This is a genomic window from Methylobacterium endophyticum, from assembly GCF_050591105.1.
Lineage (GTDB): Bacteria > Pseudomonadota > Alphaproteobacteria > Rhizobiales > Beijerinckiaceae > Methylobacterium.
Genome location: NZ_JBNHES010000007.1, coordinates 72,490 through 91,232, shown reverse-complemented (window position 1 = coordinate 91,232; position 18,743 = coordinate 72,490). Strand labels below are relative to the sequence as shown.

Below are 18,743 nucleotides of genomic sequence, written 5' to 3'. Positions count from 1 at the left end.
CCCGTCACTCGATCACGAGGAGCGGCTCGCCGAACTCCACCGGCTGCCCGTCCTCGATGAAGATCGCGGTGACGGTGCCGGCGCGGGGGGCCACGATCTCGTTGAAGGTCTTCATGGCCTCGACCAGCAGCACCTTCTCGCCGGCCTCGACCTTGGAGCCGACATCGACGAAGGCCTTCGCGTCCGGCGAGGGGCGCCGGTAGGCGGTGCCGACCATGGGCGAGAGCACGGCACCCGGATGGCCGGCGCCGGCCTTGCCGCGCTCCGGCGCGCCGCCGGGACCGGGGAGGGGAGCCGGCGGGGGCGCCGCCGCCGCGACCGGGGCGGACGGGGCCGCGACCTGGACGGTGACGGGCTCGATGCGCCGCACGACGCGGATGCGCAGGTCGCCCTTCTCGACCTCGATCTCGCTGAGGCCCGTCTCGGTGACGAGGTTGGCGAGCTCGCGGACGAGATCGGAATCGATGGAATCGTTCTTCGGCATGGGCTCTAGCGCTGTCGCCTCAGGGTTTGGCATTGGGGATGCGGGCGGCCATCAGATGCGCCAGCGCATCGAGGCCGAGCCGGTAACTCAAGGGGCCGAAGCCGCAGATCACCCCGGCGCAGACCGGGGCGATGAGCGACGTGTGGCGGAAGGACTCGCGGGCATGCACGTTGGAGAGATGCACCTCCACCGCGACGGCGCCGCTGCCGAGGATCGCGTCCCGCAGGGCGATCGAGGTATGCGTGTAGGCGGCGGCGTTGATGAGCACGCCCGCGCCGGCGAGCCCCGCCTCCTGCACGAACGCGACGAGCTCGCCCTCGAGATTGGTCTGCCGGAAGGTCAGCGCGCAGCCCAGCTCGGCCCCGCGCGCGGCGAGGTCGCGCGCGATGTCGTCGAGCGTCGCCGAGCCGTAGATGCCGGGTTCGCGGCGTCCGAGCAGGTTGAGGTTGGGTCCGTTGAGGACGTGGATCGCAGTCATCGCGCAGGGGTCGGCCGGGTGCCGCCGCTGTCGCGGCGGCGCAGGCGCGCAGATGTAGTCCATTTCGCCGCGAAGGACACAGCCCCGGCGGCGGCTTTTTCGGACACGGGGTCCCTACGCCGCCGGCTCAGCAGCTCGCGTGCCCGCACTGGCGCACGTCGGTGATGGTCTTGCGGATCGGCTCGACGCCCACCGCGCCGGGGATGATCTCGTCGCCGATGACGAAGGCCGGGGTGCCCGAGAGGCCGAGCTTGTCGCCGAGCGCGCGGTTCTCGGTGAGCACGGCCTTCACCTCGGGGCCGGCCATGTCCTTCTGGAGCTTGGCCACATCCACGCCGAAGGTCTTGGCCACCTCGATGGCGCGGGCGCCGTTCACGCGGCCCTTCGTCTCCAGAAGCTTCTGGTGGTATTCGAACAGCTTGTCGCCCTTGAGCTGCTGCTTGACCGCCACCGCGGCCTGGCTCGCCTCGACCGATTCCGGGCCGAGGACGGGGAAGTCCTTGATGACGACGCGCAGCTTCGGATCGGCCTTGATGAGCGCCTGCACGTCGGAGAGCGCCTTGCGGCAATAGCCGCAATTGTAGTCGAAGAACTCGACCATGGTGACGTCGCCGCTCGGGTTGCCGGCCACCACGTCGTTGGGCGAATTCAGCAGCGCCTCGCGGGATTCCTTCAGCGCCGCCGACTGGGCGAGGCGCTGGGTCTCGAGCTGGCGCTTCTCGCCCTCGGCGATGGCCTCCTGGAGCACCTCGGGGTTCTTGACGAGGTAGTCCTTGATGATCGCCTCGATGCCCTTGCGCTGCGCCTCCGTGAAGGGCGACGCCTCCTCGGCGGAGACGGCCAGGACGGAGCCGCAGCCCACCGCCATGGCGAGGACGAGCGCGGAGACGGAACGGAGCAGGGGCATCGATGTCCTCGAAGAAACCTGAAGCGGGCTCGCGACGGGCGCTCTGTGCATCCCGGATGGCGCGAGACCGACGCTAGCCACGGGGTTAGGCGTTTTCGCGGCGCGTGGTCAAATCGCCGCCGCGCCGGCCGATTCTCCGGCGGCCATGCGAGGGAGCGATGTCGGACGACGCGATCGAACGGCTGCGCCGCATCTGCCTCGCCCTGCCGGAGGCCGCCGAGCGCTTCACCTTCGGCGGCCCGACCTTCCGGGTGCGGGAGAAGATTTTTGCCATGCCCCGCGACCGCGACGGGCGTGTCTCGGTCTGGATGAAGGCGCCGCCGCACAGCCAGGAGATCCTGGTGGGGGCGGACCCGGAGCGCTTCTTCGTGCCGCCCTATGTCGGGCCGAAGGGCTGGGTCGGCATGCGGCTCGACGCGGGAGCCGACTGGGACGAGGTCGCCGCGCTGGTGCGCCGCAGCTACCGGCTCATCGCTCCCAAGCGCCTCGCCGCGCGGGTCCCCGAGGGGATCGGCATTTGAGACATGCCGCCCGAGGGCGTAGCAGGGACGGCATGACCGAACCGCTCGCCCCCGCGATCTCGCGCCGCGCCGCCGCCGTCGCGCCCTTCCTCGCCATGGACGTGATGGCGGCGGCCGCCCGCCGCGAGCGGGAGGGCGGCTCGGTGGTCCATATGGAGGTCGGCCAGCCCTCGGCGCCGGCGCCGCGCGCGTCCATCATCGCCGCGCAAGGAGCCCTCGCCACCGGCCGCGTGCCTTACACGGAGGCGCTGGGCATGGCGCCGCTTCGCGAGCGCATCGCCCTGCACTACCGGGAGCGCTACGGCCTGCGCGTTCCGCCGGAACGCGTCGTCGTGACCACGGGCTCCTCGGCGGGGTTCATCCTGGCCTTCCTCGCCCTGTTCGACGCGGGCGCGCGGGTCGGCGTGCCGCAGCCGGGCTATCCGGCCTATCGCAGCCTGCTCGCCGCCCTCGATCTCGCCCCCGTGGGGCTGCCCCTGCGCGCGGAGGACCGTTTCGCGCCGACCGCCGCCTCGCTGCGGGCCGCGCATGCGGAGCAGGCGCTCTCGGGACTGCTGGTGATGAGCCCGGCCAACCCCTCCGGCACCGTGATCTCCCCTGAGCGCCTCGCCGAGATCTGCGCGGCGGCGCGGCGCTTGCGGCTGCCGCTGATCTCCGACGAGATCTATCACGGCCTGAGCTACGGCGTGCCGACGCAGACGGCGCTCGCCTACGAGCCCGACGCGATCGTGGTGAACTCGTTCTCGAAATACTACTGCATGACCGGCTGGCGGATCGGCTGGATGGTGCTGCCCGAGGCGCTGGTGCGGCCGGTGGAGCGGCTGGCGCAGAACCTCTACATCTCCGCGCCCTACCTGTCGCAGGTGGCGGCGCTGGCCGCCTTCGACGCGACGGACGAGCTCGACGCCGTGCGCGACGGCTATGCCCGCAATCGCGCCATCCTGCTCGACGCGCTGCCGGGGCTCGGCTTCGGCCGCACGCACCCGGCGGACGGCGCCTTCTACCTCTACGCGGACGTCGCCGACCTCACGAACGATTCCGTCGGGTTCTGCCGCCGCATGCTCGACGAGGCCGGCGTCGCGGCGACGCCCGGCCTCGATTTCGACGCGGCGGAGGGGGCGCACCATGTGCGCTTCTCCTTCGCCGGCAGCGAGGAGGACTGCCGGGAAGCGGTGCGGCGCCTGCGCGCCTGGCGGAGTTAGAGGATGTCCAGGAGAAGTGGCTACCGGTTCTCCGTCCGGACATACGGCACAACAATAGCTTAGGGTCCGTCAGGCGCTTCTGAAAGCGCCTGACGGACCCTAAGCTGCCTCCGCCATCGCCCGCGCGTCGGCGGCGGCGACCGCGTCCTTGATGGCGGCCTCGAAGTCGCGGAAGGACTGCGTAGCCGTATCCCAATCCTGCGTGCGGATCCCCTTGACCATGGTCTGGGCGTTGCGGGTGGCCGAGGCGAGCGCGTTGGCCACGGCCGGCGGCATCGGGCCGGCGGGGCCGGGGAAGACGGCGGATTCGTCGGACGCCGCGACGAGCCCGACGAGGGTGCCGGCGAGCCGGCGGCGCCAGCCCGCGCAATCGGCCGGCAGGCGGGCGAGGCGCAGGGCGGCGGACTCGGTGCCGTGCGCCGAGAGCACGGTGCGGCTCAGTGCCTCCAGGCTGTCGAGGCTCCCCACCGCGTCCTTGATCTCGCCGCGCGACTTCTCGGTGCCGGCGGCGATGCGCAGCACGCTCTCGGAAATCTCGCTGGTGGCGATGATCTGCTGGTCCATGACCTCGGCCATCGCCCGCATCTCGGCGGCGGCCTCGGCGACGGAGGCGCTCTCGGCCTCGACGCGGGCATTGGCGCGCGCCATCACCTCGGCGCCGGCGTTCACGGCCCCGCGCGTCTGCTCGACGGCCGACTGCATGGAGGCGAGCTCGCCCTGGAGGGCGCCGAGCCGGGCGCGGATCTCCTCCGTCGCCTTGGCGGTCTGGGCGGAGAGGGCCTTGACCTCGCCGGCGACCACCGCGAAGCCGCGACCCGCCTCCCCGGCGCGGGCCGCCTCGATGGTGGCGTTCAGCGCCAGGAGATTGGTCTGGGCCGAGATCGCGGCGATGGCGCTCGCCATCTCCTCGATGCGCTTGGCCGCCTCCGAGAATCCGGCGAGGCAGCCGCCGATCTCGCCGGTGCGGGCCTCGATGACCTGCATCCGCTCGCCGGCCTGGCGCATGTCTCCGGCGCATTCGGCGATGCCGGAGCTGGCGCGCTCGGCGGTCTCGGCGGAGACCCGCGAACGGGCCGCGATCTCGCTGGTCGAGGCGGCGACCTCCTCGCTCGCGGCGGCGATCAGGCGGGTCTGGTCGGCGACCTGGGAGGCGTCGTGCGTGATCCAGCCGATGGAGATGGCGGCTTCCGATGCGGCGGCGGAGACCAGCGCCTGCTGGCGGATATCCGCTGGATCGGGGCCGGCCGGTTGCGCGGCCACGGGGGCCGGGGCAGGAAGCGGCACGGCGCGCGGCTCCTCGAGCACGGAGAGCGACGGCATCGCCGGCGGGGCGGCGCGACGGAAATAGCGAAGCATGGACGGCGCTCGGGGCGAGGGATCGTTCCAGCGATTGTGGTTTCGAACGGTCAATCGACCGTTAAAATGTGCACAGTTTATCATCCTTCCGCCCAAGCGGAGGGCCTCGACCGCCTTCGAGGCGAGAGATCGGACATTATAATGCGCAGCCGGCTGTCGACGGATCGGGATCGGGATCGGACGGAAAGGTCGTCGACGGCGCTCGATCGTCCGGGCACGCTCTGCATGGCGGCGCTCCTCGCGGCCGTGCTGATCGCCGGGACGCTCCCCGCGCGCGCTCAAATGGGCGGAGGCTTCGCCGGCAGCAGCCTGGGCCTGCCGGCGGGGGGCGTTCCGTCCAATCCCTTCGCGTCGAACTATCCATCGGCCCCGCCTCCCGCCGTGGCGCGGCCCCGCCCGCGCGATCCGGCGCAGGCACGCCGCAGCCGCAGGAGCGTACCGGCGCCAGGGTCCCTGCGGCGCTGAGCGCGCGTCAGGCCGGCTTGTCGAGGGCGGCGGCGACGGCCGCGATCACGCGCGGATCGGTGGGCTCGACCTGCGTGCCGAAGGCGGCGGCGAGCGTGCCGTCGCGGGCGACGAGGTACTTGTGGAAGTTCCAGCGCGGGGTCTCCCCCGGCTTCTCCTCGGCGGCCCAGCGGTAGAACGGGTGGGCGCCGGGCATCTTCACATGGGTCTTGGCGGTGAGTGGAAAGGTGACGCCGTGCTCGCGCCGCGCCGCCTCGGCGATGGCCGCTCCGTCGAGGGGCTCCTGGTTGCCGAAATCCGGCGAGGGCACGCCGAGCACGGTCAGGCCCCGCTCCTGGAAGCGTGTCCACAGGGTCTGCATGCCGGCGAGCTGGCCGGCGAAGCCGCAGGCGGTGGCGGTGTTCACCACCAGGATCGGGCGCCCGGCATAGGCCGCGAGCGGCAGGGCACCGTCACCCTCGGGCCTGTCGAACGAGAAGGCGCCCGCCCGCAGGCCGCCCGGACCGGCCGCGAAAGCCGGCGCGACGAAGGAAGCGCCGAGGAGCCCGAGCATGTCGCGGCGGTGGAGGATCATGGCGTCACCCGCATCCGGCGGATTCGCCGGAACGGGAAGATAGCGCGGACCGGACGGGCCTCAAGCGGCGGCGGCCGCCGCCGTCCCCAGCCTCGAAGCGTCGCGGCTCGGGACGATCAGTGGATTCCGCGCGACGACAGCGCTTCCCGCACCGTATGGGCCACGGCGCCGGTGCGCGCGGCATGGGCGATCAGCTCGATATCGGCGACCTCGCCGGCCAGTTCCTGAAGGTTCGGCTGCGAGAGATCGCTCGCCATCACGATCCGCAGGCCCGGCCGCAGGGCGCGCGCCTCGACGGCGACCTTGGCGCAGCAGAGCGCGCCGGACAGGGAGACGTCGATCACCAGCACGTCCACCGGCAGGCCGAGGGCCAGCACCGTCAGAGCGTCGACCCCGCTGTCGCAGGCGGTGGTGCTGAAGCCCGCCCGGCGGATCTGGCCGACGACCTCGTCCCGCCAGCGTTTGCGGCGGCCGGCGATAAGAACCTGCACCCCGTAGCAGCCCCCCTGCGGAGCCCTGTCGGTGCCCTGTTGGGAGGTGGTGACTGCCATCCGAGGCTCGTCCTCGTTCATGCGCTGCATCGCACCATGCTAATCCGGCTTCGAATGGATGTTCAAGGCCCCCTGCCGCGATTTCGCCGCGATTCCCGACGCCGCTGCCTTCCGAACGGGCATGCCTCCGGCCTCTGTCACGCGGTTGACGTGCGACCGCGCCAGGAGGCAACAGGGCATCCGTAAGCGGGATGCCGCGCAACCGGGAACCGTGCCGCCGATGTCCTCCGCCAAATCGCCGTCCGTCTCGCCGCTCGCCCCCAAGCACAATCCCGAGCTGCCGCCGATTCGCGGCGTCCGCCTCGCCACCGCCCAGGCCGGCATCCGCTATTCGGGACGCACGGACGTGCTCTATGTCGGGCTCGGCGAAGGCACGAGCGCGGCGGGGGTCTTCACCCGCTCGAAATGCCCCTCCGCGCCGGTGGACTGGTGCCGCGAGGCGCTCGCCGACGGCAGCGCCCGCGCCCTCGTGGTCAATTCCGGCAACGCCAACGCCTTCACCGGCATGAAGGGCCGCGACGCCGTGGCGCTCACCGCGCGGATCGCCGCCGCCGCTGCCGGCTGCTCCGAAGCCCAAGTCTATATCGCCTCCACCGGCGTCATCGGAGAGCCGCTCGACGCCTCGAAGTTCGAGGGCGTGCTCGCGTCCTGCGCCGCCGCCGCCGAGCCCGGCCCCTCCGCCTGGGAGGCGGCCGCCCGCGCGATCATGACCACGGACACCTTCCCCAAGCTCGCCACCCGCACCGCCGAGATCGCGGGCGTCGCCGTCACCCTCAACGGCTTCTCGAAGGGCGCCGGCATGATCGCGCCCGACATGGCGACGATGCTCGCCTTCGTCTTCACCGACGCCGCGATCCCGCAGCCCGTCCTCCAAGCGATGATCGCCGAGGGCGCGAACACCAGCTTCAACTGCGTGACCGTGGACGGCGATACCTCGACCTCCGACACGCTGCTCGCCTTCGCCACGGGCGAGGCCGGCAATGTCGAGATCGCCGACGTCGCCGACCGCCGCCTCAACCTGTTCCGCGCGGCGCTGAACGACCTCCTGGAGGAGCTCGCGCAGCTCGTCGCCAAGGACGGCGAGGGCGCGCGCAAGTTCGTCACCGTGAAGGTCGAGGGCGCGACGAGCCCGGCCTCCGCCCACCGCATCGCCATGTCCATCGCCAACTCGCCGCTGGTGAAGACGGCGGTGGCGGGCGAGGACGCCAACTGGGGCCGGGTGGTGATGGCGGTGGGCAAGGCCGGGGAGCCCGCCGACCGCGACCGCCTCGCCATCTGGTTCGGGGACGTACGCGTCGCCGTCGAAGGGGCCCGCGACCCCGCCTACAGCGAGGAGGCGGCGAGCGCCGTGATGCGCGAGCAGGACGTGACCATCCGGGTCGATCTCGGCCTCGGCCAGGGCTCGGCGCGCGTCTGGACCTGCGATCTCACCAAGGAATACATCGCCATCAACGGGGATTACCGCTCGTGAGGGCCGCCCTGCTCGTCGCGCTCGCGCTGGCCGCCTCCCCGGCGCTCGCCGGAGAAGAGCGTTCCGCCGGCACCGTCAGCGTGATCGGCCACGCGCAGAGCGAGACGGCGCCGGATTTCGCCAGCATCGAGATCGGCGTCGAGGCGAAGGCAGCAACGCCCGGCGACGCGCTCGACGGCACCAACGCGGCGGCCAGGAAGCTGATCGCGCTGGCCGCCGAGTTCGGCGTGCCGGAGGGCGAGATCGGCACCACCGCCGTGAACCTTCAGCCCGTCACGCGCATGGTCCGCCAGCCGGACGGCACGGCGGTGGAGAAGCCGGACGGCTACCGCGCCGCCAACCAGGTCCGCATCCGGCTCGCCGACATAGGCAAGCTCGGCGACCTGATGCGCCGGGCGCTCGATGCCGGCGCCAACCGCATCGAGGGCATCTCCTTCGGGCTCAAGGATCCCGACGCCGCGCAGGCCGCGCTGCGCGTGGCGGCGGTGAAGGACGCGTTGACCCAGGCAAGCCTCCTCGCGGAGGCCGCCGGGGTCAAGCTCGGGCCGGTGATCTCGATCCAGTCGCCGCCGCGCGAGGAGCGGGCGCCGATGGCCTTCGCCGCCCCCATGCGCGCCAAGGCGCGCGGCGGCGCGCCCGTGCCGCTCGTCGCCGGCAGCATCGCGGCCTCGGCGGAGGTCGCGGCCGTCTTCGCGGTGGTGCCGTGAGCGAGCCGGCCGTCCGCATGCTGCTCGTCGTCGCCGTCGCGCTCGTCGACGGAGACGGGCGGGTGCTGGTGGCCGAGCGTCCGCCGGGCAAGCAGCTCGCCGGGCTCTGGGAGTTTCCCGGCGGCAAGGTCGAGCCCGGCGAGCGGCCCGAGGCGACGCTGATCCGGGAGCTGGCCGAGGAGCTCGGCATCGTCGTCGAGGAGCCCTGCCTCGCGCCGCTGACCTTCGCCAGCCACGCCTATCCCGACTTCCACCTGCTGATGCCGCTCTATGTCTGCCGCCGCTGGCAGGGCACGCCGCGGGCCCTCGAAGGCCAGGGCCTGAGATGGGTCCGCCCGAAGGGCTTGCGGGACCTCGCCATGCCGCCGGCCGACGCGCCGCTGATCCCCTTCCTGATCGACCTCCTCGGGCCTTAAGGGCCGGCGCGGGGCCGTCTATCGGGACGGAGAAACGGACTCCGGCGGGGAGCCGGCTCCGTGCCTCACTCCGCCGCCTCCATCTGCGGCGTCGAGCCGAGGAGGGGGAAGGTGCAGGTGACGCGCGTGCCCTGGCCCGGCGCGGTGTCGAGGGTGACGCGGCCCCCGTGCAGCTCCACGAAGGAGCGCACGATGGAGAGCCCGAGGCCGACGCCCCGGTGGCGGGTGCCGAAGGAGTGGCTCTCGAAGCGGTCGAAGACGCGCTCGGCCACCTCAGGGGGCATGCCCCGGCCGTGATCGGCCACGGTGAGCACGAGGTCGTCGGCGGTGCGGCGCGCGCGCAGCGAGACCGTCTGGCCCGGCCCGGAGAAGCCCACGGCGTTCGAGAGCAGGTTGAACAGCACCTGCCGCACGCGCTTGCCGTCCGCGCGCAGGCTGCCGATCCCGGCGGGCACGTCGAGATCCAGCGACACGCCGGATTCCTTCATCCGGTCCTCGATGCCGCGCACGGATGCCTCGATGGTGGCGCGCACGTCGACGGTCTCGCGCTGGAGCTCGAGGGAGCCGGCGTCGATGGAGGCGAGATCGAGGATGTCGTTGATGATGACGAGCAGCGAGCCGGACGAGCGCATGATGTGCTCGGAATATTCGCGCTGGCGCTCGTTGAGGGCGCCGACCGTCTCGTCGCCGAGGAGCTGCGTGAAGCCGATGATGTTGGTGAGCGGCGAGCGCAGCTCGTAGGAGACGTGGTGGACGAAGGTGTCGCGCAGCTTCGCGGCCTTCTCCAGCGCCTCGTTCTTCTCGGTGAGCATGCGCTCGACGTTCACGCTGGCGGTGACGTCGATGAGGGTGATGAGGGTGGCGCCGTCGGGCAGCGGCTGGGCGGAGCAGTCGAGCACGGTGCCGTCCACCACGTTGAGGCGGCGGCCCACCGCCGGGCGGGATTCGAGGGCGACGACCACGTCGCGGATGTCGAGCCAGGATTCCTCGTCCGGGGCGAGCACCCGGCAGCTCTCGATGATGCGGTCGACATGCGGGCGGGCGGCGAGCGTCTCGGGCGACAGGCGCCAGAGGGTGGCGAAGGCGCGGTTGGCCACCGTCAGGCGGCCGTCGGCGCCGAACACGGCCACGGGCTCGGTGAGGGTGTCGAGGGTCTCGGCCTGCACCAGCAGGAGCGCGTTGTAGCTCGATTCGAGCTTCACCCGGTCGGAATGGTCGTCGAACAGGTAGGTGACGCCGCCTTGCGGGTTGGGCTCGGCGACGACGCGCAGGATGCGGCCGTCCGGCGGATACCACCAGGTCTCGCTCGCCTCGGCCGCGCGGTAGGCGGACAGCACCCCCTGCTTCCAGGCCCTGAAATCGGCCTGCTCTTGGAGCTTCCGCTGGGCGCGCAGCCGGTCGAGGATCTCGCCGTCCGTGGGGCCGCTCTCCAGGAAGGCGAGGTCGAGACCCCAGAGCTCGCGATAGGCGGCGTTGTGGAAGATCAACTTCTGGCGGGCGTCGAACATCGCCACGGCGGTAGAGAGCTGGTCCAGGGTACGCACGTTGGCGTCCATCTGGCGCTGGAGGTCGGCGCGCACGCTCTCCAGCTCCGAGACGTCGACGGCGATGCCGACGCGGCCGTGCTCCTGGGGGGTCTCCGTCACGTCGAGGATGCGGCGGCCGCCGGCCACCACCGCCGAGAGCCGCAGCGGGGGACGCGGCGCGGCGAGCCCGGCGCGGACCGGGCCGTCCTCGCGGGCGATGAGGTCGCGGGCCTGGCGGTCGAGAAGCTCGGTGCCGGCCTCCAGCGCCGCCTCGCGGCTGCGCGCCTCCACGGCGGCGACATAGGCGAGGTTGACCCAGGCGAGGCCGCCCTCGCGGTTGCGCCGCCAGACCGGCTGCGGGATCGCGTCGAGGAGGCCCGCGAGCGAGGCGAGGCCCCGGCGCGCGTCGTCCAGGGTCTCGCGCAGCTCGAACAGCTCGCGGTTCTCGCGGGTGGTCTCACGCAGGCGCAGCAGCGCCCGGCCCGCCACCGCGAGCCCCTGCGCGTCGATGCTGTGGCCGGACTGGCTGTTCAGGCAGGCATGGAAGCTGGTGCCGCGCGCGCGCAGCGCCTCCACGGCCTCCTCCAGCGCCGCCGCGTCCGCCGGGAGCAGCCAGGAGGAGAAGGCGAGCACCCGCCGGGAGGGGCCGGCGGCCCCGCGCATGCCGTCGAAGGCCAGGGAGGGATCGCCCTCGATCTGGGGCTCGCCGCGCGCATCCCAGGTGACGACGATCTGGCGCTCGGCATTGAGGAACATCTCGGCCCGGTCGTGGGCGCCGCGCAGCGCCGCCAGCGCCGCGCTGAGCTCGCGCTCGCGGCGGGTCCAGCGGGAGCGCTCGGAGAGATGCAGGAGGGCGAGGATCGTGGCGAAGGCGGTGATGCCGATGAGGATGGCGAGCCCGGCGACGTTGTGGGTGGGCCAGCCGCCGCCGGCGAGGTCCCTCACGGCGGCGAGCGCCGGCCGCCGGCCGTCCAGGGCAAGGCAGCAGGCCCCGGCGACGACGAGACAGCCGGCGCGCCATCCGCGCCGGACCCTCCGTTCGACCCGCATGATCCGCCCGGCCTCCACGCATCGCCGGCGCGGGGCTCGTGCCCCATGCCGCGATGCCCCCCACGCGCCCCGTCCCCGAGCGAGTCCGCGGACGCCCCCGCCCGCCCCGCATCGGGATTCGCGCCACTCTAGCGCGCCCGAGATTCGCGCCGGAAGGGGGCGGCCGCCGCCATCGCGGGCCGGCCCGCATGTGGCGAGTCGGCGACACACGAAAGACACAGTCCGGCCCGGCCGAGGACCCCGGAAACGACGAAAGCCCGGCTGGGCGCCGGGCTTTCGCGAGATCTCGGAGGCGGCCCCGCGAGGCCGCCCGCGTATCAGTAGCGGTAATGCTCGGACTTGAACGGCCCGTTCTCGCTGACGCCGATATAGGCGGCCTGATCGGGACGGAGCTTGGAGAGCTTTACGCCGATCTTCTCGAGGTGGAGCTTGGCCACCTTCTCATCGAGCGCCTTCGGCAGGGTGTAGACCTGCTTCTCGTACTTGCCGGGGTTGGTCCAGAGCTCGATCTGGGCGAGCGTCTGGTTGGTGAAGGAGGCCGACATCACGAAGGACGGGTGGCCGGTGGCGTTGCCGAGATTCACCAGGCGGCCTTCCGACAGCAGGATGATGCGGTGGCCGTCGGCGAAGGTGATCTCGTCCACCTGCGGCTTGATGTTCGACCACTTGAGGTTCTTCAGGCCGGCGACCTGGATCTCGTTGTCGAAGTGGCCGATGTTGCACACGATGGCGCGGTCCTTCATGGCGCGCATGTGCTCGATGGTGATGATGTCCTTGTTGCCGGTGGCGGTGACGAAGATGTCGGCGCGGGGCGCCGCGTCTTCCATGGTCACGACCTCGTAGCCCTCCATCGCGGCCTGGAGCGCGCAGATCGGATCGATCTCCGAGACCATGACGCGGCAGCCGGCGTTGCGGAGCGAGGCGGCGGAGCCCTTGCCGACGTCGCCGAAGCCCGCGACCATGGCGACCTTGCCGGCCATCATCACGTCGGTGCCGCGGCGGATGCCGTCGACCAGCGACTCCTTGCAGCCGTAGAGGTTGTCGAACTTCGACTTCGTGACCGAGTCGTTCACGTTGATCGCCGGGAAGAGCAGCTTGCCCTCACGCGCGAGGGTGTAGAGGCGGTGCACGCCGGTGGTGGTCTCCTCCGAGACGCCCTTGATCGCGTCGGCGAGGCCGGCGAACCAGCCCTTGGGCTTCTCCTTGAGCTTCTTCTTGAGGAGCGCGAAGAAGATCTCCTCCTCCTCCGACTCCGGCTTGTCGAGGAAGGCGGTGTCGCCGTTCTCTGCACGCAGGCCCAGATGCACGAACATGGTGGCATCGCCGCCGTCGTCGAGGATCATGTTCGGCATGCCGCCGTCATGCCAGTCGAACAGCTTGGCGGTGTAGTCCCAGTACTCGGTGAGGCTCTCGCCCTTCACGGCGAAGACCGGGATGCCGGCGGCGGCGATCGCGGCAGCGGCGTGGTCCTGGGTCGAGTAGATGTTGCAGGACACCCAGCGGATGTCGGCGCCGAGGGCCTTGAGGGTCTCGATCAGCACCGCCGTCTGGATCGTCATGTGCAGCGAGCCGGCGATCTTGGCGCCCTTGAGGGGCTGGCTGGCGCCGTATTCCTCGCGGGTGGCCATGAGGCCCGGCATCTCGGTCTCGGCGATCGAGATCTCCTTGCGGCCGTAGTCGGCGAGCCCGATGTCCTTGACGATGTAGTCCTTGGCCATGTCCGTCCTGTCCTTGCTGCTCTCGTTCTCGGCGAGGCGTGTAGCAGGGATCGGCCTAACAGGCAATCAAGACATAAAGATGTCTTTATGCGAATTCCAAGCTGCGGGCGCCCTCAGCCGGTGCCGTCCCTGAGGGCGCGGCGGATGATCTTGCCGGTGGTGGTCATCGGCAGGCTGTCGCGGAACTCGATCTCGCGCGGGGCCTCGTGGCCGGAGAGCACCCGGCGGCCGAAGGCGAGGATCTCGGCGGCCAGTTCCTCGGAGGGCGAAAACCCGTCGCGCAGCACCACGAAGGCCTTCACGATCTCGGTGCGCAGCGGGTCCGGCCTGCCCACGGCGGCCGCGAGCGCCACCGCCGGATGGCGGGTGAGGCCGTCCTCGATCTCGGTGGGGCCGATGCGGTAGGCCGCCGAGGTGATGAGGTCGTCCTCGCGCCCGACGAAATGGATGTAGCCATCCACGTCCCGCCGCGCGGTGTCGCCGGTGAGCATCCAGCCGTCGCGGATCTTCCGAGCGGTCGCCTCGGGCTGGTTCCAGTAGCCGAGGAACATCACGGGATCGGGCGCCTTCACCGCGATCTCGCCGGGCTCGTCGATGCCCGCCTCCGAGCCGTCCTCGCGCAGGATCGCGACGGTATGGCCCGGCACCGGGCGGCCGGTGGAGCCGGCGCGCGCAACTCCAGCCGCCCGGCAGGAGGCGAGCACGAGGTTGCACTCCGTCTGGCCGTAGGCCTCGCCGATGGTCAGGCCCAGGGCGGATTCGGCCCAGGCGAAGGTCTCGGGGCCGAGCGCCTCCCCGGCCGAGGCGATGTTGCGCAGGCGCGAGAGGTCGTAGCGCGCGCGGGGGGTCTCGACGGTCCGCAGCATGCGCAAGGCCGTCGGCGGGAGGAAGGCGTTCGTGACCCCTCGCTCCGCCATGAGCCCGAAGGCCGCCTCCGGCGTGAAGCGGGTGGCGCCCCAGGCGACGACGGGCACGCCCAGCGTCAGGCTCGGCATCAGCACGTTGAGGAGCCCCCCGGCCCAGGCCCAGTCGGAGGGCGTCCACATCACGTCGCCGCCCTTCGGAGGGAAGTCGTGCATCATCAGGAAGCCCGGCATGTGGCCGAGCAGCACCCGGTGCGCATGGAGCGCTCCCTTGGCGGCCCCGGTGGTGCCGGAGGTGTAGATCATCAGCGCCGGATCGTCGGGGCCGGTCTCGCGGGGGACGAAGCCGGGGGAGCCCTCCGCCAGCAGGTCCGCATAGGCCACCGCGTCGCCGCGGGCCCCGTCGCGGGAGACGACGAGGGCGAGATCGGGCAGGCGCTCCCGGATCGTGTCGAGCTTGGCGAGCCCCGCCGTGTCCGTGAGGATCGCCCGCGCGCCGGAATCGGCGAGCCGGTAGGCGAGCGCCTCCGCGCCGAACAGCCCCGCCAGCGGCAAGGCGACGGCGCCGAGCTTGTAGGCGGCGGCATGCGCGACCACCACGTCGGCCGATTGCGGCAGCAGCACCGCCACCCGGTCGCCGGGCGCGATCCCGCGCCGCCCGAGCGCGTCGGCGAGGCGGTTCGAATCCGTCCGCAACGTGCCGTAGGCGACGCTGCGGACGCCGCCCTCCGGCGACACCTCGAGGATCGCCGGACGGTCGAGCTCGGCCGCGCCGAAACCGTCGCAGACGGCGACGCCCATGTTGTAGCGGTCGGGGATCTCCCAGCGGAACCCCGCCCTCAGGGCGTCGTAGTCGGGAGCGGGCCGCAGCACGGCGGGCTCAGGCCTCGCGGGCCGGGAAGCGGCCGGCGAAGACGAAATCGGCGATCGGACGGCGGCCGTTCGGGGCCTCCTTGACGCGCTGCTCCTCGTCGAGCCGGTCCGGCGGGATCGCCCGGCCGACGGCATAGGCCGCCTCGACGCGGTGATGCTCGGGCACGTTCAGCAGGGTCTTCGCGCGCTCGCGGTCGAAGCCGCCCATGCCGTGGGCGTGCCAGCCCTGGCGGTTGGCCTGGAGCTGGAAGGCGAGGGAGGCCGCGCCGGTATCGAGGGAATGGCTGGGAGCGGGCTTGAACTCCTCGCCGACCTTCATGCGCTCGCTGGAAACCAGGATGACGAGCGCCCCGGTGTCCTTGGCCCATCGCTGGTTGGCCGGCACCAGGAGTCCGAAAAAATCGTCCCAATGGGCGTCGCCGCGCAGCGCGTAGACGAAGCGCCAGGGCTGGGAATTGTAGGCCGAGGGCGACCAGCGCGCCGCCTCGAACATCCGCATCAGCTCGGCCTCCGGCACCGCCTCGCCGGTGAAGGCGCGGGGCGAGCGCCGTTCCGGGAACTGCGGATCGACGGCATGGTCGGGCCGGCGCGGGTTGTCCTGGGTCAAGGCGAGGTCTCCGGGCTGGGCGCGGACATGGTGCCGCGCAACATGGCCGGAGGCATGCACGAGGATGCGCGCCTAGGCAATTCGCCCTGCGGTCCGCTCAGGCCACGATGACGGAAGCCGGGGTCTCCCGCGCGGGCCGAACCGGGCGGGCGCGCAGCGTGCGCACCGCGTGGCGGCCCCGGTCGAGCAGCAGGGCGGCGGCACCCGCCACGGTGCGGGCGCCGACGAGGGAATCGAGCCGCACGCTCCGGGTGGCGAATTTCAGCTTGAAGGGCTCCGCCCCGCAGAGGAAGTCCACGGCGCCGAGCCCCCGGTCGATGGACCACTGGATGTAGTCCATCATCAGCACCATGCCGGGGGAGCCGCGCTCCAGCGCCGGATCGTAGGTGGTGACGAAGGCCATCATCGTGCCGGCCTGCTCGAAATTGATCGAGACGGCGACGACGACCCCGTCGCATTCGAGCACGAAGAGCCGCAGCAGGCCGGTCTCGGCGAGCACCCGCACCAGGGCGGCGAGGGTGGGCGAGCCCTCGTCGAAGAGGTCGGATTCGAGCGCGTTGCCGCTGAGCCAGAGGCGCTTGAGCGCCGCGACGCGCTCCAGCACCGGCTCCAGCGGCTCCTCGGGACCGAGGAGGCGGAACCTCAGCGCGCCCTTCTCGCCGATGAACTTCTGGCCGCGACGGTGGTTCTGGCGGGTCTTCTTGGACTGCGCCTCGAACCACGCCTTGCCGCTGGGCCAGTCGCCGACGACGCGCAGGCTCTCCTCGCTGCGGTGGCTGGGCCGGAGGCGCACCGAGCGCCCTCCCCCCGGCGCCAGCAGCGCGCGGGCGGCCGCCTCCGGCAGCAGGCGGTTGAGATAGGCGAGGTCGAAGCCGCCCTCCCCGCAGAGCCGGGCCCACAGGCGCGCGACGATGGCCGGATCGGCATCCGGCGCGACGAGGGCGTCGCCGTAATCCGAGTGGTCCTTGGCGGCCCATTCGAGCACGCGCAGGCCCCGGTGACGGCGGGTCGCGAGCGGCAGAACCGCCAGGAGCGCGTCGCCGCTCCAGGCCACGGCGACCGCGAGGGAGCGGCGGCGGCGATCGGGAGCCGTCTCCCACCAGGCGCTCACCCAGGCATGACTCTGGAAGACGAGGCCGCCGGCCGCGCGCCACAGCGCCATCCAGGCCGGGCCGATCTCCGCGAGCCGCGCCGCCGTGGCCACGATCTCGATGCGCTCGCCGCCGCTCATCGCGGCGATTCCTCCGCCGGCTCCGAGGGCGTGGCGCGCGGCCGGAACCTGCCGGCGACATGGCCCCACATCCGCTTGAGCGGCATGACGTAGAGCCCCCTCAACGACTGGTAGTCGCGCACGTCGCGGTCCATCAGGCCGAAGGTGAAGCTCTCGTCCGGCGCCGGCACGCAGAGGGTCCCGAACATCCGGTCCCAGAACGAGAACAGCAGCCCGAAATTCTTGTCGTAGTGACGCGGCGCCGTCGAGTGATGGAGCTGGTGCCAGTGCGGGCACAGGATGACGCCGTTCAACGGCCCGAAGGAGATCTTCAGGTGGGTGTGGCGCACGAAGTCCATCATCAGGATGTTGCGCATCACGTAGACGTTGACGCCGAAGATCGTCACCTCGACGGGATCGAGGGCGACCAGCGTCCACAGCCCGAAGCAGATGCCGGGGATCACGCCGTCCCACATGCGGTTCATCAGTTCGTCGAGCGGATGCACCCTGTCCTTGGTGACGCCGACCATCACCTCGGCCGAGTGGTGCACCTTGTGCAGCTCCCACAGGAAGGGGAAGCGGTGCTGGGCGACGTGGTAGAGATAGTAGGAGATGTCGTAGGCCACGAGCATGGTCGCGGTGAAGACCAGGATCGTCACCGGGCCGGCGGGGCCGCCGAGCAGCGGCTCATGGATGCCGAGGAGGCCGCCGACGAGCTTGTTCGTGGCATAGCCCACCGCCACCACGAAGGTGACGCCGGCCGGCAGGAACAGAAGCGGCATCAGGGCGCGCTTGGTGATCCAGAATAGGAAATCCGCCTTGGCCGAGGGATGGGTGAGGATGTCGGGCGGCAGCATGAAGGCGAAGAAGTCGCGCAGCGACCGATCCCCGGCCGCCACGGTCCTGAGATAGGCATAGGTCGCGCAGGCGAGCGCCGTGCCCAGCAGGGTGCCGAGCGCGACGAGGTTCGCCGCCGACAGCCTCTCCAGGATCGCCGAGAGAAACCCGTTCTCCATCGCCGGACGCCCGATCTCCCTGCCGCCGCGCCGCGACGCACGCGGGGCGTTGGCCGTACCGCAAGTTGCCGAACGGTCAAGCCGGTTCACGTCTGGTAGTGTGGGGCGCGATAGCCGAATTGGCCACGCCGAGCCTAGCCGCGCGCGCGAAAAACGGACCGGCCTCGGTAGTCTCGACGGAGACGGCCGACGCCCGGTCGCCGGGGAAGGCCGAGCCTTGCCATCGCCGAGGGGCGGCGATAGCCCTCGGACCATGGACGGACCCGAGGATCGGCCGGCGGCCTTCGCGCCGTTCGTGGCGAAGGCGCGCTGGGACCTGCGCGAGGCGGTGGCCGGCCTGCTGGCGGCGAGGCTCGACGCAGGCCCCGCCGGAGCGGCGCGGCCGCCCTTCCTCGACGCGGCCTCCCTCGCGAAGGCGCAGCGCGCCGTTCCCGATCCCGCCCGGCCCTCGGAGCTGCGCGCCTATGCCAGGCCGTCCTCCGCGCCGGCCAGGGCGCAGTACCGCCTGCGCACCGTCCTCGGCCCCGACCTCGCGCCGGCGGCCTTCGTCGGGCGCGCCTACGAGGCGGTGCTCGGCCGGGCGGCGGATGCCGAGGGGGCGGCCGGCTATGTCGAGGCGGTGGGGGCCGGGCGCCTGAGCCGGCGCGGGCTGCTCGAGGCGCTCGCCCGCTCCGACGAGGGGAAGGCGCGCGGGCTCGACTTCGTCTTCCTCGCCGCGGCAGCCGGCCCCGACGCTTGACGCCGGAGC

Annotated in this window: 18 protein-coding genes; 6 read left to right on the top strand and 12 right to left on the bottom strand. The window is 71.9% G+C overall.

Features of this window, described 5'->3' with window-relative positions; all coding sequences use genetic code 11:
• Positions 1-4 precede the first annotated feature (4 nt).
• The 3 genes from accB to ACP56T_RS10250 form a co-directional block, all read right to left on the bottom strand.
• A complete protein-coding gene (gene accB / locus ACP56T_RS10260; protein WP_430912051.1) occupies positions 5-484 on the bottom strand; it encodes an acetyl-CoA carboxylase biotin carboxyl carrier protein in 480 nt (159 codons plus the stop codon).
• A 19-nt stretch (positions 485-503) separates the two neighbouring features.
• On the bottom strand, positions 504-962 hold the full coding sequence (gene aroQ / locus ACP56T_RS10255; RefSeq protein ID WP_430912050.1) for a type II 3-dehydroquinate dehydratase: 459 nt from the start codon (positions 960-962) through the stop codon (positions 504-506).
• A gap of 127 nt (positions 963-1,089) precedes the next feature.
• The gene (locus ACP56T_RS10250; RefSeq protein WP_430912049.1) at positions 1,090-1,869 is read right to left on the bottom strand and encodes a DsbA family protein; all 780 of its coding nucleotides are present in this window, start codon (positions 1,867-1,869) and stop codon (positions 1,090-1,092) included.
• 158 nt (positions 1,870-2,027) lie between these two features.
• Here ACP56T_RS10250 and ACP56T_RS10245 point away from each other — a divergent pair, with 158 nt between their 5' ends.
• Positions 2,028-2,390 (top strand): MmcQ/YjbR family DNA-binding protein, encoded by a 363-nt coding sequence (locus ACP56T_RS10245; RefSeq protein WP_430912048.1) that lies wholly within the window; start codon positions 2,028-2,030, stop codon positions 2,388-2,390.
• A 32-nt stretch (positions 2,391-2,422) separates the two neighbouring features.
• Positions 2,423-3,592, top strand: coding sequence for a pyridoxal phosphate-dependent aminotransferase (locus ACP56T_RS10240; RefSeq protein WP_430912047.1), 1,170 nt, complete (start codon positions 2,423-2,425; stop codon positions 3,590-3,592).
• A gap of 99 nt (positions 3,593-3,691) precedes the next feature.
• Here ACP56T_RS10240 and ACP56T_RS10235 read toward each other — a convergent pair whose 3' ends face one another.
• From ACP56T_RS10235 to ACP56T_RS10225, 3 genes are all read right to left on the bottom strand, one after another.
• Positions 3,692-4,948 carry a methyl-accepting chemotaxis protein gene (locus ACP56T_RS10235; protein ID WP_430912046.1) on the bottom strand — a complete coding sequence of 419 codons (1,257 nt, stop codon included), beginning with the start codon at positions 4,946-4,948 and terminating at the stop codon, positions 3,692-3,694.
• A 472-nt stretch (positions 4,949-5,420) separates the two neighbouring features.
• The gene (locus ACP56T_RS10230; protein WP_430912045.1) at positions 5,421-5,987 is read right to left on the bottom strand and encodes a glutathione peroxidase; all 567 of its coding nucleotides are present in this window, start codon (positions 5,985-5,987) and stop codon (positions 5,421-5,423) included.
• Positions 5,988-6,103: 116 nt separating this feature from the next.
• Positions 6,104-6,538, bottom strand: coding sequence for a response regulator (locus ACP56T_RS10225; protein ID WP_430912044.1), 435 nt, complete (start codon positions 6,536-6,538; stop codon positions 6,104-6,106).
• 220 nt (positions 6,539-6,758) lie between these two features.
• Here ACP56T_RS10225 and argJ point away from each other — a divergent pair, with 220 nt between their 5' ends.
• The 3 genes from argJ to ACP56T_RS10210 are packed head-to-tail and all read left to right on the top strand — an operon-like array spanning position 6,759 to position 9,132.
• Positions 6,759-8,009, top strand: a complete 1,251-nt coding sequence (argJ, locus tag ACP56T_RS10220) for a bifunctional glutamate N-acetyltransferase/amino-acid acetyltransferase ArgJ (protein ID WP_430912043.1) — start codon at positions 6,759-6,761, stop codon at positions 8,007-8,009.
• On the top strand, positions 8,006-8,716 hold the full coding sequence (locus tag ACP56T_RS10215) for an SIMPL domain-containing protein (RefSeq protein ID WP_430912042.1): 711 nt from the start codon (positions 8,006-8,008) through the stop codon (positions 8,714-8,716). Before argJ ends, ACP56T_RS10215 begins: the two co-directional genes overlap by 4 nt.
• A gap of 17 nt (positions 8,717-8,733) precedes the next feature.
• Positions 8,734-9,132 carry a (deoxy)nucleoside triphosphate pyrophosphohydrolase gene (locus ACP56T_RS10210; protein ID WP_430912117.1) on the top strand — a complete coding sequence of 133 codons (399 nt, stop codon included), beginning with the start codon at positions 8,734-8,736 and terminating at the stop codon, positions 9,130-9,132.
• Between the two features lie 65 nt (positions 9,133-9,197).
• Here ACP56T_RS10210 and ACP56T_RS10205 read toward each other — a convergent pair whose 3' ends face one another.
• The 6 genes from ACP56T_RS10205 to ACP56T_RS10180 form a co-directional block, all read right to left on the bottom strand.
• Positions 9,198-11,708, bottom strand: coding sequence for a sensor histidine kinase (locus ACP56T_RS10205; RefSeq protein ID WP_430912041.1), 2,511 nt, complete (start codon positions 11,706-11,708; stop codon positions 9,198-9,200).
• Between the two features lie 317 nt (positions 11,709-12,025).
• Positions 12,026-13,426 carry an adenosylhomocysteinase gene (ahcY, locus tag ACP56T_RS10200; protein ID WP_430912040.1) on the bottom strand — a complete coding sequence of 467 codons (1,401 nt, stop codon included), beginning with the start codon at positions 13,424-13,426 and terminating at the stop codon, positions 12,026-12,028.
• Positions 13,427-13,539: 113 nt separating this feature from the next.
• On the bottom strand, positions 13,540-15,162 hold the full coding sequence (locus ACP56T_RS10195; protein ID WP_430912039.1) for an AMP-binding protein: 1,623 nt from the start codon (positions 15,160-15,162) through the stop codon (positions 13,540-13,542).
• 7 nt (positions 15,163-15,169) lie between these two features.
• Complete coding sequence (locus ACP56T_RS10190; protein WP_430912038.1) at positions 15,170-15,769, bottom strand: nitroreductase family protein; 600 nt, start codon at positions 15,767-15,769, stop codon at positions 15,170-15,172.
• 97 nt (positions 15,770-15,866) lie between these two features.
• On the bottom strand, positions 15,867-17,000 hold the full coding sequence (locus ACP56T_RS10185; protein WP_430912037.1) for a GNAT family N-acetyltransferase: 1,134 nt from the start codon (positions 16,998-17,000) through the stop codon (positions 15,867-15,869).
• Positions 16,997-17,995 carry a sterol desaturase family protein gene (locus ACP56T_RS10180; protein ID WP_430912036.1) on the bottom strand — a complete coding sequence of 333 codons (999 nt, stop codon included), beginning with the start codon at positions 17,993-17,995 and terminating at the stop codon, positions 16,997-16,999. The genes ACP56T_RS10185 and ACP56T_RS10180 overlap by 4 nt, the downstream gene beginning before the upstream one ends.
• A 253-nt stretch (positions 17,996-18,248) precedes the next feature.
• Between ACP56T_RS10180 and ACP56T_RS10175 the strand changes: the two genes are divergently transcribed.
• On the top strand, positions 18,249-18,734 hold the full coding sequence (locus ACP56T_RS10175) for a DUF4214 domain-containing protein (protein ID WP_430912035.1): 486 nt from the start codon (positions 18,249-18,251) through the stop codon (positions 18,732-18,734).
• Positions 18,735-18,743: the final 9 nt, after the last annotated feature.